This window comes from Pseudarthrobacter sp. MDT1-56, assembly GCF_059383555.1.
This window is the reverse complement of record NZ_JBWZCK010000004.1, coordinates 162,304-178,246: the sequence shown is the minus strand read 5'-3', so window position 1 is coordinate 178,246 and position 15,943 is coordinate 162,304. Positions and strand designations below refer to the sequence as shown.

Annotated in this window: 19 protein-coding genes and 1 pseudogene; 9 read left to right on the top strand and 11 right to left on the bottom strand. The window is 65.2% G+C overall.

The genetic code is table 11. The features are described 5' to 3' along the window. Window positions 1–14 precede the first annotated feature (14 nt). Window positions 15–557: a CGNR zinc finger domain-containing protein gene (locus AC50YC_RS07515; protein ID WP_494952928.1), complete on the top strand. Its 543-nt coding sequence runs from the start codon at window positions 15–17 to the stop codon at window positions 555–557. 22 nt (window positions 558–579) lie between these two features. Here the strand turns inward: AC50YC_RS07515 and AC50YC_RS07510 are convergent, their stop codons facing one another. The 3 genes from AC50YC_RS07510 to AC50YC_RS07500 form a co-directional block, all read right to left on the bottom strand. Beyond that, complete coding sequence (locus AC50YC_RS07510; protein ID WP_494952927.1) at window positions 580–945, bottom strand: hypothetical protein; 366 nt, start codon at window positions 943–945, stop codon at window positions 580–582. Between the two features lie 84 nt (window positions 946–1,029). Then, window positions 1,030–1,623 carry a hypothetical protein gene (locus tag AC50YC_RS07505; RefSeq protein ID WP_494952926.1) on the bottom strand — a complete coding sequence of 198 codons (594 nt, stop codon included), beginning with the start codon at window positions 1,621–1,623 and terminating at the stop codon, window positions 1,030–1,032. Window positions 1,624–1,714: 91 nt separating this feature from the next. After that, window positions 1,715–3,070, bottom strand: a complete 1,356-nt coding sequence (locus tag AC50YC_RS07500) for an MATE family efflux transporter (protein WP_494952925.1) — start codon at window positions 3,068–3,070, stop codon at window positions 1,715–1,717. A 146-nt stretch (window positions 3,071–3,216) separates the two neighbouring features. Between AC50YC_RS07500 and AC50YC_RS07495 the strand changes: the two genes are divergently transcribed. Beyond that, window positions 3,217–3,651: a DoxX family protein gene (locus AC50YC_RS07495; protein ID WP_494952924.1), complete on the top strand. Its 435-nt coding sequence runs from the start codon at window positions 3,217–3,219 to the stop codon at window positions 3,649–3,651. Window positions 3,652–3,793: 142 nt separating this feature from the next. Next, window positions 3,794–4,768 carry an acyl-CoA thioesterase gene (locus AC50YC_RS07490; RefSeq protein ID WP_494952923.1) on the top strand — a complete coding sequence of 325 codons (975 nt, stop codon included), beginning with the start codon at window positions 3,794–3,796 and terminating at the stop codon, window positions 4,766–4,768. 3 nt (window positions 4,769–4,771) lie between these two features. On the opposite strand, the gene dnaB is transcribed toward AC50YC_RS07490, so the two are convergent. Then, on the bottom strand, window positions 4,772–6,154 hold the full coding sequence (gene dnaB / locus AC50YC_RS07485; protein ID WP_024367946.1) for a replicative DNA helicase: 1,383 nt from the start codon (window positions 6,152–6,154) through the stop codon (window positions 4,772–4,774). 626 nt (window positions 6,155–6,780) lie between these two features. Between dnaB and AC50YC_RS07480 the strand changes: the two genes are divergently transcribed. Then, window positions 6,781–7,248 (top strand): hypothetical protein, encoded by a 468-nt coding sequence (locus AC50YC_RS07480; protein ID WP_494952922.1) that lies wholly within the window; start codon window positions 6,781–6,783, stop codon window positions 7,246–7,248. Between the two features lie 4 nt (window positions 7,249–7,252). Then, on the top strand, window positions 7,253–7,825 hold the full coding sequence (locus AC50YC_RS07475; RefSeq protein ID WP_494952921.1) for a hypothetical protein: 573 nt from the start codon (window positions 7,253–7,255) through the stop codon (window positions 7,823–7,825). Window positions 7,826–7,842: 17 nt separating this feature from the next. Here the strand turns inward: AC50YC_RS07475 and AC50YC_RS07470 are convergent, their stop codons facing one another. The 3 genes and pseudogenes from AC50YC_RS07470 to AC50YC_RS07460 form a co-directional block, all read right to left on the bottom strand. Further along, on the bottom strand, window positions 7,843–8,202 hold the full coding sequence (locus AC50YC_RS07470; protein WP_494952920.1) for a TFIIB-type zinc ribbon-containing protein: 360 nt from the start codon (window positions 8,200–8,202) through the stop codon (window positions 7,843–7,845). 65 nt (window positions 8,203–8,267) lie between these two features. Beyond that, window positions 8,268–8,891 carry an FMN reductase gene (locus AC50YC_RS07465; RefSeq protein ID WP_494952919.1) on the bottom strand — a complete coding sequence of 208 codons (624 nt, stop codon included), beginning with the start codon at window positions 8,889–8,891 and terminating at the stop codon, window positions 8,268–8,270. Window positions 8,892–9,091: 200 nt separating this feature from the next. Next, window positions 9,092–9,950: pseudogene (locus AC50YC_RS07460) on the bottom strand (PhzF family phenazine biosynthesis protein). A 65-nt stretch (window positions 9,951–10,015) separates the two neighbouring features. Here AC50YC_RS07460 and AC50YC_RS07455 point away from each other — a divergent pair. After that, window positions 10,016–10,465, top strand: a complete 450-nt coding sequence (locus AC50YC_RS07455; protein WP_494952918.1) for a DUF1801 domain-containing protein — start codon at window positions 10,016–10,018, stop codon at window positions 10,463–10,465. A gap of 100 nt (window positions 10,466–10,565) precedes the next feature. On the opposite strand, the gene rplI is transcribed toward AC50YC_RS07455, so the two are convergent. The 4 genes from rplI to rpsF all read right to left on the bottom strand — a co-directional run bounded on the left by rplI (window position 10,566) and on the right by rpsF (window position 12,356). Then, a complete protein-coding gene (rplI, locus tag AC50YC_RS07450) occupies window positions 10,566–11,018 on the bottom strand; it encodes a 50S ribosomal protein L9 (RefSeq protein WP_494952917.1) in 453 nt (150 codons plus the stop codon). Between the two features lie 17 nt (window positions 11,019–11,035). Beyond that, window positions 11,036–11,275, bottom strand: a complete 240-nt coding sequence (gene rpsR / locus AC50YC_RS07445) for a 30S ribosomal protein S18 (RefSeq protein WP_003800144.1) — start codon at window positions 11,273–11,275, stop codon at window positions 11,036–11,038. 126 nt (window positions 11,276–11,401) lie between these two features. Beyond that, window positions 11,402–11,995: a single-stranded DNA-binding protein gene (locus AC50YC_RS07440; RefSeq protein ID WP_494952916.1), complete on the bottom strand. Its 594-nt coding sequence runs from the start codon at window positions 11,993–11,995 to the stop codon at window positions 11,402–11,404. A 55-nt stretch (window positions 11,996–12,050) separates the two neighbouring features. Continuing rightward, complete coding sequence (gene rpsF / locus AC50YC_RS07435) at window positions 12,051–12,356, bottom strand: 30S ribosomal protein S6 (RefSeq protein ID WP_024366241.1); 306 nt, start codon at window positions 12,354–12,356, stop codon at window positions 12,051–12,053. A gap of 211 nt (window positions 12,357–12,567) precedes the next feature. On the opposite strand from rpsF, the gene AC50YC_RS07430 reads away from it, so the two are divergent. The 3 genes from AC50YC_RS07430 (at window position 12,568) to AC50YC_RS07420 (ending at window position 15,725) form a co-directional block, all read left to right on the top strand. Then, window positions 12,568–12,693, top strand: coding sequence for a hypothetical protein (locus AC50YC_RS07430; RefSeq protein WP_494952915.1), 126 nt, complete (start codon window positions 12,568–12,570; stop codon window positions 12,691–12,693). A 150-nt stretch (window positions 12,694–12,843) separates the two neighbouring features. Continuing rightward, window positions 12,844–14,448 carry an oligosaccharide flippase family protein gene (locus AC50YC_RS07425; protein WP_494952914.1) on the top strand — a complete coding sequence of 535 codons (1,605 nt, stop codon included), beginning with the start codon at window positions 12,844–12,846 and terminating at the stop codon, window positions 14,446–14,448. Beyond that, on the top strand, window positions 14,445–15,725 hold the full coding sequence (locus tag AC50YC_RS07420; RefSeq protein WP_494952913.1) for a glycosyltransferase: 1,281 nt from the start codon (window positions 14,445–14,447) through the stop codon (window positions 15,723–15,725). The genes AC50YC_RS07425 and AC50YC_RS07420 overlap by 4 nt, the downstream gene beginning before the upstream one ends. Window positions 15,726–15,943 lie beyond the last annotated feature (218 nt).

Genomic DNA, 15,943 nt, shown 5'->3' with positions numbered 1-15,943 from the left:
CGTAAGGAGTCAAGATGCTTTTTGCCCCTGACACAGAAGTGGCCCTGCGGTCTGTGGTCAACCTGATCAACTCGGCGGCCAACGGGGATGAGCACCTGTCCACGGCCGAAGATCTGGATCGGTTTCTGGAAGCCGAGGGATTCACCGGTTCGCGGACCCGGGACGCGGCGGAACTTGCCAGCGTGCACCGCCTCCGCGGCGAGCTCGCCGCCCTTTGGCTCGCGGACGAATCCACCGCCGTGGACACCGTGAACCGGCTGCTGCGGGAGGCGCACGCGCTCCCCCGGCTCGTGAAGCACGATGAATGGGACTGGCACCTGCACGCCACCACCCCGGAGGCTCCGCTGGCGGATCGGATGAGCACAGAGGCCGCCATGGCCCTGGTCGATGTCATCCGCGGCAAGGAAATGGACCGCATGCTGGTGTGCGCCGCCGAGGACTGCGACGCCGTCGTGCTGGACCTCAGCAGGAACCGTTCCAAGCGCTACTGCGACACCGGCAACTGCGCGAACCGGGCGCACGTGGCGGCTTATCGCGCCCGGAAGGCGGCGTCCTGAGCCGGTCGTACGGCGCGCGGTCCTAGCGGACGTCGTCGCCGGAACTGTGGGGCCCGGCGTCCGGGGCGCCGGCATCCGACCCGGGTTGCGCCGGGTGGCCGCCGTGCCCGGAGTTCCGGGAACTCAGGTTGACGCCGGACCCCTTGCCGAGCTGCTCGTCGTTGGGCTTGTGGCCCATCGAAAGCATGGCGAGCACCACCAGAATCACAATGAAGGCGATGCCGGCGGCAGTGAAGGCCAGGTCAAAGCGCGGGGTCTTGGCGCTGCCGCCGGAGGCGAAAATGAGCGTGGCAACGAAGGCCAGCACAGCCCAGAACGCGGAGAACATAAGCGGTCCCTTGACCGAGGTGCGCAGCTTGCGCGGTTCTCCAGATTTCTGCTGTGCCAAGGTGCTTTCCTCCTGCAGCCGACGCCGCCAGGCGTGGCAGTTGTGATGCCGCAATCGTTCTACGCAAGGTAGAACCTGTCGGTACTAGTTTACGGCCTCCGCGGAATCAGCCCGTGCATCGTGCCGCAAGGTCAGCCCGGCCAGCATCCAGAGCACCCCGCTGATGATGGCACCGCCGCCGGCGACGCCGAGCAGTGCGTGTGGTCCAAGGTCAATGAAGAACGGGAGCAGGCATGCGGTGCCCACCCCAACCACACCGGAGGCGATCCAGTCTCGGGCCAGCACGGACCGGCCGCGGTTGGTGATACCGAGGTGGAGCTCTGCGGCGCCGGCCAGGCCAAGTCCCAGGGCGGCCAGGATACCGAAGACCAGGTCGCCGGACATGAGCCCGACTGTGGCGCCGGTTCCGGTCAGAACGGCGCCGGCGGCTGACAGGGCCTTGCTGGACGCGGACCCGGCGCGGAGCCCGGTCTTGTTCACGCTCCAGAGCAGCACCACACCCGTGGCCAGCAGATAGAGCCCGCCAGCCCAGCCCATTCCCTCCGTGGATGGCACAGCCCAGAACACGGTCACGGCACCGAATGCCAGCGCGAGGGCGGCCCGGACCAGCACGGGTTTCCAGAGATCCGCCGCGGCGGGCAGGGCGGTGGAGGCGTCAGGGTCTGCGGGGAGAGTCACCCGACCAGTTTAGTGCCAAGCCGCACCCTCACCCGCGCGGGACGGGACGCGGCGGGGCCGGGGCGAGGACGCGGCGGGAAAGCCGGGCGGCTCAGTGTGAGCCGAGCACCATCCACCGGTCCGTCCGCGCGCGGAGGCCGAGCGTCACAGCTCTGGCGGCCATGTAGCCCACCGAGAACGCCGCCCACAGCCAGAGCAGGCCCGCACCGCCGTCGGCCCCGGACTGCCGGACCGCCAGCAGCAGCGGCAGATACACGGCGAGATTCACGACGCCGGCCAGCGCCAGGTACTTCGCATCCCCCGCGCCGATCAGCACGCCGTCGAGGACAAAAACATAGCCGGCGAGCGGCTGCCCGGCAGCGAGTACCCACAGCGCCAGCGTGAGCGCGGCCCGGACGTCCGCGTCGGACGTGAAGAGCAGCCCCGCCCACGGTGCCGCGGCCGCCAGCAGGACCCCGGCCAGTACCCCGAACCCGAGGCCCCAGCGGACCATGGTTCCAGTGAGCTCGCGCGCCGCAGCCGGGCGGGAGGCGCCGAGTTCCTTGCCGATCAGGGCCTGCGCGGCGATGGCGAGGGCGTCGAGGGCGAACGCCAGGAAGGTAAAGATGGTCATCGCGAGCTGGTGGGCGGCCAGGTTGACCTCCCCCTGGGCCGTGACCACCACCACCGTGGCGAGGATCGCGATGCGCAGGCTGAGAGTCCGCAGCATCAGCCACGAGCCCACTCTGGTCAGGGCCCGGATGCCGCGCCAGTCGGGCAGGAGGGACACGCCGTGGTTGCGGGCATTGCGCTGGACCATGACCACGTAGACCAGGGCCATGGCCCATTGGGCGATGCTTGTGCCAATTGCCGAGCCGGTAACGGACCACTGCAGCCCGTAGACCAGGAAGAGGTTGAGCACAACGTTCAGCGTGAAACCGGCGGCCGCGACGAACAGCGGCGTGCGGGTGTCCTGCAGGCCACGCAGCACGCCGGTGCCGGCGAAAATGAGCAGCATGGCGACTAGCCCGGGCATCGACCAGCGCAGGTAGTCCACGGCGAAGGCCCGCACTTCACCGCGGGCGCCCATCAGGTCCAGGAGCGGTTCGGCGGCGAGGAACCCGGCGGCGGCCAGGACGAGTCCAAGCAGCAGGGCGAGCCAGACACCGTCCCGCCCGGCGGCCAGGGCCCTGGTCAGCTGCCCGTTGCCAATCGCCCGCGCCACGGCCGGAGTGGTGGAGTAGGCAAGGAACACCATGAGCCCCACCACGGTATGCAGCACCGCGGACGCCAGTCCGACGCCGGCGAGCTGCGCCACTCCGAGGTGACCAACGATTGCCGCATCCGCGAGGAGGAACAGCGGTTCGGCGATCAGCGCCCCGAACGCCGGGACTGCCAGGCGCGGAATTTCCCGCCGGCGGCCCGCCGCGGACGGGACGGCTGCGGGAGGCGGGGCGGAGGCTGGCACGGAACCACCCTAGCGGCACGGCCAGCGTCGTACAGCTTCGCATTAGTTGACATTTCAACTATATGCAGGAAAACTATAAGTTGAAACTTCAACTAAATCCTCGGCGGACTGCCCCGCTGGGGTCCCTACCTCAGAACGGCATCCCCATGAACCAGCCCACACTCACCACCACGGCCCGCACCATCCTGCGCATCGTCACCGGATTCCTCTTCGCCGCCCACGGCTGGCAGAAATTCAACGAGTTCACCATCGCAGGGACGCAGGCCGCTTTTGCTCAGATGGGCGTCCCGGCGGCCAACCTCGTAGCGCCGGTCGTCGCCACGCTGGAACTTGTCGGCGGCATCGCACTGATCCTGGGTGTGCTCACCCGCGTATTCGCCGCCCTGCTCGCGGTCAATATGCTTGGCGCCCTGTTCCTGGTCCATGCCCCGGCAGGAATCTTTGCTGCCACCGGCGGCTACGAGCTGGTACTCATCCTGGCCGCCGCCGCCCTGGCCGTGGCCCTTGTCGGCGCCGGCAAGGTCTCCGTGGACAAGGCCCTCTTCGGCCGCACCGGCTCCAGGCTCAACGTCCTGGCCTAAGGAATTTCCAGCGCCAGGCGGTGCGTGCCGGCGGGCGGTCACCAACAGGCGGCCGCCCGCCGTCTTATCTTGTGTGGCGTCCCGGACCGCGTTTGTGTCCCCGCCCGCGACGCTTCCGCGGCCCGTCAGTAAACTCACTTCCATGAGTGAGACTGCTGCCAATGCCGTAACCCTGCGCTTCCTCGCCGCGCCCACCGACGTCGGCCACAGCGGTTCGGTCGACGCCGGCACCGTGCTCGAGTGGGTGGACAAGGCGGCCTATGCCGCGGCGGTCGGCTGGTCCAAGTCCTACTGCGTGACGGCCTACGTGGGGAACATCCACTTCGCGGACCCGGTCAACAGCGGGGACATGGTTGAGGTCACGGCCACGATCGTCTATACGGGCCGGTCCTCCATGCATATCCGCACCGTGGTGTCCTCGGGCGATCCGAAGGGTGGCCCGGCCACGATGCGCAGCCAGTGCATGGTGATCTTTGTGGCTGTCGGCGCTGATGGCAAGCCCATCCCGGTGGCGCAGTTTGAGCCTAGGACGCCGGAAGAAATCGAACAGCGCGACCATGCGCTGGCGCGGATCAAGGTCCGCGAGGACATCGTCCAGGCGATGAGCGGACAGGAATATACCGACGCCGGAACGGCCGAGAACGTTGTCCTCCGCTTCGTGGCTGCCCCCACGGATGTGAACTGGGGCGGCAAAGTGCACGGCGGCATAGTCATGAAATGGATCGACGAAGCAGCCTACGTCTGCGCCTCGCGGTACTGCGGGATGGATACGGTGGCCGTCTTCTCCGGTGGCGTGCGGTTCTACCGCCCGCTGCTCATCGGCCACGTGGTGGAGGTGGAGGCCCGACTCGTCTACACCGGAACCAAGGGCATGCACATTGCGGTGCATGTCCGGTCGGGAAATCCCAAAGGACGCGAGCTGGAGCTCACGACGTACTGCCTGACCGTGATGGTGGCACGGGACGAGCACGGCACATCCGTCCCGATCCCGCAGTGGGTGCCGGTGTCCGAGGAGGACAAGCGGCTGCACGCCCACGCCCGCGAACTGTTGGAGATCCGTGGCCGGGCACCGGGGAACCGGCTGCCCAACCACCTGCTCCGGGCCGGCGGCGAGTAGCCGTTAGAAGCCGCCGCCCCCGGCGTCGGCCGCCATGTTGGCGAACCGCGAGTAGTGGCCCTGGAAGGCGACCACGATGTCCTTGGTGGGCCCGTTACGGTGCTTGGCAATGAGGATGTCCGCCTCGCCGGCACGCGGCGATTCCTTGTCATAGACGTCTTCACGGTGCAGCAGGATGACCATGTCGGCATCCTGCTCAATGGAACCCGATTCACGCAGGTCCGAGACCATCGGCCGCTTGTCCTGGCGCTGCTCGGAGCCACGGTTCAGCTGCGACAGGGCAATAACGGGGACCTGGAGCTCCTTGGCCAGCAGCTTCAGCGCACGGGAGAACTCGGAGACCTCCTGCTGGCGGGACTCCACTTTCTTACCGGAGCTCATCAGCTGGAGGTAGTCAAGGATGACGAGTTTGAGATCATGCTGCTGCTTCAGGCGCCGGCACTTGGCCCGGATTTCCATCAGCGACATGTTGGGGCTGTCGTCGATGAAGAGCGGGGCGTCATTCATCCGGCCCATCGTGGTGGCGATCTTGGACCACTGCTCGTCCTTGATGGTGCCCTTGCGCAGGTCCTGAAGGCCGATCGTGGCCTCCGCGGACAGCAGACGCATCGCGATCTCGTTCCGGCCCATTTCCAGGGAGAACATCACGGTGGCGAGGTTGTTCTTGATGGCCGCGGAGCGGGCGAAGTCCAGAGCGAAGGTGGACTTGCCGACGGCGGGGCGGGCAGCGATGACGATCATCTGGCCGGGGTGCAGGCCGTGCGTGAGCTCATCGAGTTCGTAGAAGCCGGTGGGAACGCCCGTCATTCCCTCCTCGCGGTGACCGGACGCTTCGATCTCGTCCACGGTGGACTCCATCACGTCCTTGAGGACAACGTAGTCCTCTGCGGTGCGGCGCTCTGCCACGGCGTAGATCTCCGCCTGCGCCTGGTTCACCAGGTCTTCGACCTCGCCGTCCTGGCCGTAGCCGAGCTGGACGATCTTGGTGCCGGCGTTGACCAGGCGGCGCAGGACCGCGCGTTCGCCCACGATTTCGGCGTAGTACCCGGCATTGGCGGCGGTGGGAACGGTCTGGATGAGCTCGTGGAGGTAGGCGGGGCCGCCGATCCGGTTGATCTCGCCCCGTTTGGTCAGTTCATCCGAGACGGTGACGGCGTCGGCAGGTTCGCCGCGGCCGTAGAGGTCGATGATGGCCTCGTAAATCGTCTCGTGCGCAGGGCGGTAGAAGTCCACGCCGCGCAGGATTTCGACGACGTCGGCGATGGCGTCCTTGGACAGCATCATGCCGCCCAGCACGGATTGCTCGGCGGGAATGTCCTGGGGCGGCTTGCGGCTGCCTTCGGCTCCCCGAGTCCCCTCGACTGAGTCCAGATGCGTAACTGACAAAACTGCCGTCCTCCATTGTGTGCCTCGGCGGATGTCCGTACGCCGGCGACGCGTGTGCCATGGGCCTTGGTGCCCGCTGGCGCCAACCCCGGCGCAAGCCTGACGGGTTAAGTTCTATCAGCGGGCCCCGACACTTTGGCTGCCTCCCGGAACTGCCGATTTTCCACAGCCCGGTCCAGGCCCAGGGGCCGGGATTGAGAAGGAAGCCTGCATCGGATTCGGTATCCACGGCTCGATATCCAGCAACGTTATCCCCCGCCGGAGCAGGCACCAACCCGACCGGCCGCCCCACCTGTGGATAACCTGTGCACTACTGCCTCCTGCTTGTGCACAGCCTGTGGGAACAGCTGTGGATAGAAATTTTCTTCTACCAGCAATCAGCCTCTGACGTGGGGAAACGCCAGAATCACCGTGTGGACACAAAAGAATTTTCGGTCAACATTCATCCACAGCTTGCGGGTAGCGGCTGGGGATAGCCAGCGGCAGAAGAGGGCACACAACGCCGGAAATATGCACATTTGGTGATGGTCATCACGAGATAGCCCGGCATTGACGCCACGGCGACGCACGGTATGCCTACTGCGGAATGTGCTGTGGATAACTGCGATCTGACATAAGCTCTTCCCATGGGCGATGTACTGCTAGTCATACTGCCTGCCCTCATCCTGGCGGCAGTGCTTTGGGCCTTTGCCACGGCCCTCAGGCCCCGCGATACCGGGGTGTCTGACGCGGAGCGCTACCAGCAGGAACTGGCCGTCCGCTCCCAGGCCCACTATGCGGCCCAGATCCAAGCCGCCACCGCCGCCCGGGCCCGCGTGGACGCCGTCACCCGCCCCAGCCAGAATGAACAGCAGCAGTCACAGCAGGCCGATCATGCGCGCAGCGCGTTGCGTGCCCAGACGGGATTGGCACCCGCCGCCGGGCAGCCGGGCTACCAGGGGCATGTGCTGCCCGGCGGCCAGCTGAACCCACAGTTCGCCCTGCAACTCCAGTCGATGGCAAGGAGCGGCAAGAAGCTGCAGGCCATCAAGTTGCTGCGGCAGGCGACCCATTCAGATCTTTTGACCGCCAAGAAATATGTAGATCGGCTGTAGTTTCATGGAATCCCTGCTTATCCCCCTGCTAATTCTGGTGCTCGTTGTAGCCGGTGTCCTGCTGGGCGCCCGCGCCCTCGGCCGCCGCGGCACGCGGTCACGGCCGGAAGCTGCCCCACCGGCGGGACGGGATCCGGTTGAACTCGCACGTGCCGCCGCCGCCAAACTCAGCCAGGAGCAGCACCGCCGGCTTTACGCGTTGATCGCCCAGGGCCAGGCCATGGCCGCCATCAAGCTGTACTTCGAGGCCACAGGAGACGGCCTGCGGGCCTCGCGCGATGCTGTGGGGGCCCTGGCTGCCCACCCGCAGCCCTTCCGGCCTGAGGCACCCGAGCAGGCGCCCAGCGAGGACGACGACGACGCCCCGCAGCGTTTTGCCTACCGGTACCGGGCGATTGCCAGCAAGGGCGATGTCACCCGCGAGGTCAGCAGCAACATGCTCAACGACGAGATCTACGGCAGGATCCGCACCATGGCCAGGAGCGGCGACACCGAGGCCGCCGCGGAGGCCCTCACCCGCCACTCGGACATCTCCATCAAGCAGGCGCGCGAATTCATCGCCCTCCTCGAGGACTGACTTTCCGGCCCTGGGAACTAGAAGTCGAACAGCTCGCCGAGCCAGCCTTCCTTCTTCTTGGGACGGCGGCGGTCGTCATACCGGGGCTGGTCATAGCGCGGCCGGTCACGGCGGTCGTCATAGCGGCGGTCATCCGGACGCCGGTCGTCCCGTCGCGGGTCGTCGCGGCGCGGGTCCATGTTGTAGAGCGGCGGCGGGATATGGCCGGGCGTCACCGGCGGCAGCGGCGGCGCCGAGACGGACGGCCCCATGGTCTCGGCGGCGCGGTCCAGGATCTTGTCCAGCTCCCCCCGGTCCAGCCATACGCCGCGGCACTGGGGGCAGTAGTCGATCTCGACGCCACCGCGTTCGCTCATGATCAGGTCAATTGAATCCACAGGACACTTCATGTCCCGCACAACGAGCCGGGACGCTGAATCGTTCGCTGGCGCAGCCGGAGATGTCAGGGCCGGCCTGAAATACCGGCGAGCAGCTGCTCGAACGGCAGCGATTCCACGGCCGCGGGCGTCCGGCGCGGCTGCGTCCCCTCCAGCAGTCCGACGAACTCCCCCGCCGCCCGGTCGATCCGCGTCGAGAGGGGTGACCCGCCGTCGTCGTTGCCCCAGTCCTGGGGGCCGGCAAAGACGGCAGTACTGGCGATCCGGGTGCGGAGGTAAGTGAACAGGGGCCGCATCGCGAAGTCCAGGACCATCTGGTGCCGATCCGTTCCGGCAGTGGCGCCGAGCAGGACTGCCTTGCCCTCGAGCGATTTTGGGTCAAGGACGTCGATGAACGACTTGAAAAGGCCGCTGTAGGAGGCGCTGAAGACCGGGCTGACGGCGATGATGCCGTCAGAGGCCTCGACTCCGGCAATCACCCCGGCCAGCTTCGGTGCGGCATAGCCGGTCACGAAGTTGTTGGCGATATCCACGGCGAGGTCGCGCAGCTCCAGCACCTGGATATCGACGGCGTAACCGGCCGCGGCAAGGTGCCGTTCCGCGGAGGCGGCCAGCTGGTCCGCCAGCAGGCGGCTCGACGACGGGACGCCGAGTCCGGCGGAGAGTACGGTGATACGGCGGGATTCCACGGGGATGCTCCTCAAGTTGTGTCACGGCCACAAACGCCTATACATGCGTTTGCATCTACCTAGAAAAGCGCGGATCTGTGCGGTTTATTCCCGCCCTCCGTTGCTCTGCCACTTTTGGGCCCTAAAAGGGCGGAATGACAACCACAACTGACAGCACAACGGCGCCGGGAGGCCTGAAGGTTTGGCGACCGGTCGGCGGCTCAGAGCAGAACGAACCCCTCGATACAGCTCACCGAACTCCCGCCGACCCAGATGTCGTCCCCCAGCGCGTCAACGTGGACCCGCCCGGACCGCCCCAGCACTGTTCCCTGCGCCGCAATATAGGACTCCGGGGCCCGGCCGCTGCGGATCAGCCACTGGGCCGCGCCGGCGTTGAAGCTGCCGGTGACGGGGTCTTCCGCCGCGGTGTCGCCCGAGATGAACGTGCGCACCTCAAACCCGACCTCCGATCCGGCGGGATGGGGGCCGATCACACCGACTTTGAGTCCCGCCATGGCCGCATAATCAGGCCTGACGGCGAGCACCTGCTCCGCCGACTCGAGCAGCACACCAATCCACTCCGGGCCGTTGACCAGCCAGGACGCGCCAGCAGCGCCTCCCGCGGCATTCTGAGGCCTGCGGCGATGCGGGCGAGGTCGTCCTCGGCCACCGGCCCCGAGCGGGTCAGCGGCGGGGCCGCGAACGCCAGCCGGCCGCCGTCGCGCTTGACCCTGACCAATCCGGCCCCGCACTCCTGGACCAGCATCCCGTCCTGCCGGGGAATGCCGCCGGCTTCAAGCCAGGCATGCGCCGAGCCGAGGGTGGGGTGCCCGGCGAAGGGAAACTCTTCGCTGCCGGTGAAGATCCGCACCCGGTAGTCCGCCCCGGGATCGCCGGGAGGCAGCAGGAAGGTGGTCTCCGAGAGGTTGGTCCAGTTGGCGAACCGCTGCATCACGTCCTTTGAGAGTCCGCCGGCGTCGACGACAACAGCCAGCGGGTTGCCCCGGTATGGCTCGGCCGAGAAGACATCCACCTGGCGAAGGGACGGAGGCGGGGCGCGGGTGCAGTAGTCGAGGTCACCGCCGCAGGCTATCACCGGCAACGGTGCGGCTGACAAGACTGCCGCGGTCTGCGAGACTTCCCGCATGTCTGTGAACAAGACCCACAACGAATCCCAAAACAAGACCACGGCAACCGGTGCGTCCGTCGAGGAGTTCCTCGCCGCCGTCGAGCATCCCGTCCGGCACCGGGACGGGCTCCGGCTGCTGGAGCTGATGGCCGAGATCACCGGGCAGCCGGCGGAGATGTGGGGCCCGACGATTGTCGGCTTCGGCCGCTACCACTACAAGTACGCGACCGGCCGGGAGGGAGACGCACCCGCCGTCGGCTTCTCGCCACGGAAGGCCAGCCTGTCCCTTTACGGGCTGAGCTACGGCCCGGAGTCAGCAGCAGCTCTGCTGGCGCGGCTGGGGAAGCACAAGACCGGCGCCGGGTGCCTCTACGTCAACAAGCTCGACGACGTCGACGAGGCGGTGCTGACCGAGCTGATCCGCAACGGCTCCCGGCACGTGACCACGGTCCTGCACCACGACTAGGCCCGTTGAAGTTAAAGCAGAAGGCCCCCGCGTCCGGTTCCGAAGAGGAATCCGAAGGCGGGGGCCTTCCAGCAGTTCAGGACTGCAGAGCCGGTGAGGGCTACTTGCCTGCGACTACGTCGAGTTCGATCACAGCGGCAACGTCGTTGTGCAGACGAACGTTGGCCTGGTAGGAACCAACCGACTTGATGTGAGCCGGCAGTTCAACCTTGCGCTTGTCGATGCGGCCAAGGCCAGCGGCCTCAACAGCGTCGGCAACGTCGCCCTGCTTGACGGTGCCGAACAGTCGTCCGGTCTCGCCTGCCTTGACAACGAGCTTGACCGGCTTGGCGGAGAGTGCAGCTGCCTGCCTCTGAGCGTCTTCCAGGGAAGCGTGCTCGCGGGCGGCACGGGCAGTCTTGATGGACTCAACCTGCTTCTCGCCACCCTTGGACCAGGTCAGAGCGAAGTTGCGGGGCAGCAGGTAGTTACGTGCGTAACCATCCTTGACCTCGACAACATCGCCTGCAGCACCGAGACCGGTTACTTCGTGGGTCAGAATGAGCTTTGCCATGTTAGTTAATCCCTTCCTTAGCCGCGGCCAGCGCCGGAGTAAGGCAGCAGAGCAACTTCGCGGGCGTTCTTAATTGCCTGGGCGATCTTGCGCTGTTCCTGCACCGTGACGCCAGTGACGCGACGGGCGCGGATCTTTCCGCGGTCGGAGATGAACTTGCGCAGCAATGCTACGTCCTTGTAGTCGATGACAGTGATGTCAGCGGCCTTCAAGGGGTTGGACTTTGGTTTGGGCTTACGGAGTTCAGCCTTAGCCATCGTGGAGCTCCTATTCGATGGAGCCCGTGGATATTGATCCACGGGATGGTGGTGATCCGACGCCGGTCAGCACCCGTCCGCCTTGCGGCGTTCCGGCGGGTTCCGTCGTCGAACCTTAGATGTTGTTTAGAAGGGAGGTTCGGAATCCGGGCCGTTGCCCCAGCCGCCGCCTGCATTGCTGACACCGGGCGTGGCCCAGGGGTCATCCTGCTGTGCGGGCTGGTTGCCGCCCCAGGTTCCGCCCGAGTTGCCGCCCTGGTTTCCACCAGAGCCGCCGCCGAAGCCGCCACCGCTATTGCCGCCGCCGCCGCCGAAGCCGCCCTGGGCACCGTTACCGGTACCCCCACCGCCGGAGCGCTGGGTGCGGTTGACCTTGGCGTTGGCGTAGCGCAGGCTGGGGCCGATTTCGTCGACCTCCAGCTCGATAACGGTGCGCTTCTCGCCTTCTTTGGTTTCGTAGGAACGGCTCTTCAGCCGGCCGGAAACGATCACGCGCATGCCCTTGGTCAGGGACTCGGCGACGTTTTCGGCAGCTTCGCGCCATACCGATGCGCGGAGGAACAGGGTTTCCCCGTCCTTCCACTCATTGGACTGGCGGTCGAAGGTACGAGGAGTAGAAGCGATGGTGAAATTCGCTACTGCCGAGCCTGACGGTGTGAACCTCAGTTCGGGGTCACTGGTGAGATTACCGATGACCGTAATAGTGGTTTCGCCTGCCATCTACTGCCTCCTTGTTCGTTCCTGCGGGGTGAAGCGTGAAAATCGGGAGCTGATATTACTCAGCAACAACCTTCTGTACTTCGGGGCGGGTGATCTTGGTGCGCATGATGGTCTCATTGAGGCTCAGCTGGCGATCAAGTTCCTTGGCGGTAGCCGGCTCAGCGGTGAAGTTCACCACGGCGTAGATACCTTCAGACTTCTTCTGGATTTCGTAAGCCAGGCGACGACGGCCCCAGATGTCAACCTTTTCGATGGTTCCACCATCGGTCGTGATGACGTTCAGGAACTTCTGAAGCGTTGGCTCAACGGTACGCTCTTCGACCTCGGGGTCGATGATTACCATCAATTCGTAAGGACGCATATGTGAACCCACCTCCTTTGGGCTAAGCGGTTACGGCATTTCCGTAACAGGAGGTTCATTTGCGGTGCCATGTGCCCGCATCACCCCCAGGAACGGGGGCAGGGCGCAGCACAGACTTCAATAGCTTAGTGCATCAGGGCCGGATTCCGCGATTCCATGCCTGCCCAGTGTAGGCGCGCCCGGCATAGTCCGGGAAGCAACGCCTGACTCCATGTGGACAACCCTGGGCCACGTGCCCGGGATGGCGGGCAGCGCCTCGTTGTTCGAAGAGACGTACGACGGCACGGCCGGCGGCCGGAAGGCTATTCGCATCGAAAGCAAGTACTGGGCCCGATAATTACTCGACTTCCGTCGATGATCTACTCGACTCTCCATGCGGCCTAGGCCCGCCGCAGACCCGCGACTATATTTGCAACAGCACCGCCAATGAGTGGGGGTAACGCTTCAACTCCGGCACTGACCGGGCACTTTTCCATGGCAGTACCCATTGGCGTGCGGCAATGAATACGTCGGTTCGGGATCCACACATTCCCTGAAAGGCTGTGGAAACTGGCTGAGTGGTCTCTTGGGTATGAATGGTGGCGCCCGTGGTTGTTTTCGATCGAAAATTAGCGTCAGCACTGGGACAGCAATGAAACCGCCCCTCCGGAGTCGTCCAAACGGCGCCTCGAATGCATTTGCATGGGGCCTGCTGAATACGGTCATCTCCCGCCTCGGGACGCTCGGCATAGGAATAGTCCTCGCACGCGTGTTAGGCCCCGAATCCTTCGGCACTTTTGCCGTCGCCATGGTCGCCCTCATGGCAGTACTGAGCTTCAACGAACTTGGTGTCTCCCTCGCAATTGTCCGATGGCCCGAAGACCCGGCAAAGATTGTTCCCACGGTCAACACAATTTCCGTCGTCGGGAGCACACTTTTCTGCACCGCCGCAATTTTCGCCGCGCCGGCCTTCACCGCAGCAATGGGAGATCCGGACGCCACTGATGTGGTGAGGATCCTGATTCTAAGTGTCTTCGTCAATGGGATTGTTGCCTCGCCCGCGGCCCTGCTGCAGCGCAATTTCAGGGAGAAGGAACGGCTTGGAATCGACCAGGCCAACGTCTGGATCGGCGCCGTCCTGTCCGTGGTCCTGGCCCTCACGGGCATGGGTGCCATGGCGCTGGCGGTCGGCAGGCTGGTTGGCAGTTTGGTTTCCGGTGTGATGTTTCTGGTGGCCTCGCCATTGCCGTACCGCTTTGGACTGGACCGCTCGCAACTGGGGCCCCTGCTGAGATTCGGGCTGCCATTGGCGGGTACCAGCGTCATATTCTTCGCGGTCGGATATGCGGACCAGCTCACGGCCGGCACGGTCCTGGGTTCAACGGTCCTGGCGTTCTACGTGTTGGCCTTCAACCTCTCGAACTGGCCGGTGAGTATTTTGGCCCAACCGCTCCGCAGGGTTGCGCCTGCTGCGTTCTCGTCATTGCAGGGTAATCGAGGCGCCATGAATTCAGCCATGGAATCGATAGTCGTGGTGTTGGCGGCGGCAACATTCCCGATCATTCTCTTCCTGGCCGGCAGCGCGGTGCCCTTCGTGGAATTTGTCTATGGTGAGGCCTGGGTGGCGGCCGCGGCGGCCCTTTCCTGGCTGGTTATTGCCGCGATGTGCAAGGTATTTTGTGATCTTTCCTATGACTACCTCGTGGTTCTTGGCAGGTCCGGGACGGTCTTCACAGTCCAGGCGGGGAGTTTGCTGGTGTTGGTTCCTGCTCTGGTGGCCGGGGCATCCTGGGGAGGGCTGGCCGGACTCGCGGCCGCACAGGCGGCCGTGACGGGATGCGTGGTTCTTCCGCTTTACCTGTGGAAGCTGAGAAAACATGGGCTGGCCCTCAGTGGGATAGGGAGAAAGCTGCGTCTACCCGTCGCAGCGGGACTGGCAACCGGTGCGGCAGCACGCATCCTGGCTCTCACCGTGTCCGATCACTTCGTGGCACTTTGCGCTGCCGGGTCACTTGCGGTGCTGGTGACAGCAGGATTGTTGTACCTGCAGCGGGACCACATTCGGGAACTTCGGTCCATCGGAAAGCCAGACACAGTGGAGGCTCCAGTATGAGGATTCTTGTCTACCCGCACGATCTGGGGATCGGCGGCAGCCAGCTGAACGCCATTGAGCTTGCATCTGCCGTGCAGCGGTTGGGTCACGACGTCGTCGTCTACGGACGGCCGGGGCCGCTAAACCGGCGCATCGAGGAGTTGGGACTCGACTTCATTCCGTCCCCGGAACCGCACCGCAGGCCTACGCCGTCGGTAGTGAAGGCTCTGGTCCAACTGGGCCGGGAACGCAAGATCGACATCATGCACGGCTATGAATGGCCGCCGGCGCTGGAAAGCCTCCTTGCGTCCCGGCGGTCGCCGGGCACTGCCGCCGTGGCAACGGTGATGTCAATGTCGGTGGCTCCTTTCATTCCAAAGTCAATGCCGCTTCTGGTCGGCACCCAGGAGATCCTGAAGACGGAGCAGGAGTTTGGTCGGACATTGGCTGCGCTCCTGGAGCCGCCAGTGGACCTTGAAGCAAACAATCCGTCGTGGGACTTCGCCGAGCAGACCTTCTCTAGATCGTGGGGCCTCGATCCGGCCGCCTATACCGTGGTTCTCGTGTCCCGGCTGGCAACGGAGCTAAAACTTGAGGGCATCCTGGCCGCGATCGACGGTGTGGGGCTGCTGTCGAAAGAATTCCGCGTCCAACTTGTCGTCGCCGGCGACGGCCCGGCACGGCACCTCGTGGAAGGCCACGCCCGGACGGTCAACGCCGCAAGGGGTCGGCAGGTTATCGTGCTCACCGGGGAGCTTGGGGACCCTAGGGCGGCCTATGCAGCTGCTGATGTCGCCCTAGGAATGGGCGGGTCGGCGCTGCGGGCACTGGCGTTTGCGAAGCCACTGATCGTTCAGGGCGAAAGAGGGTTTTGGGAACTTTTAACTCCGGATAGCCTTCCACTTTTCCTTGAGCAGGGCTGGTACGGAGTCGGACCCGGAACCCAGGGCGGGGCAGAGCGGCTGGCGCAACTGCTGCGCGGCCTGCTTGTCGACGAGTCCCGCCGCAAGACGCTTGGCAGTTTCGGGCTATCCACAGTTCGGGAAAGGTTCTCTTTGACGCGGGCGGCCGGCGTCCTGGAGGACTTCTACTCACAGGCCATCGAATCGTCCGGGGAAGTCAGCATCGGGCGGGACGTGGGTGCACTCGCCAGGTTTGTCGAATACCAGCTCACGACGCGGCTCCGCCGGGTCCTGGGGCCGACTCCTGCTGATGATTTCAATTCCCGTCCCGTGGCGGGGCGCGGACAGGCAGGTCGCGCAGTGGATGCACCCGCATCACGGCAGGCATCCCCCTGAAGATGAAGCTCAGTCCGGTGACGATCACCGAATCCCCAATCGTGTGACGGCACCGTCACGGTCCGCACCGCCGACCGCGGCAGGCCATCTCCTGACTCCTTGACCGGCCGTAGGATCGCGAGGACCATAACAAGGAAGTAAGGGTCTCACCCTCTGCGAAGTTACGGGATGACTATGAGGCAAAGCGCGTCGCGGGTAGAAATCACGTCCAGAGCAAA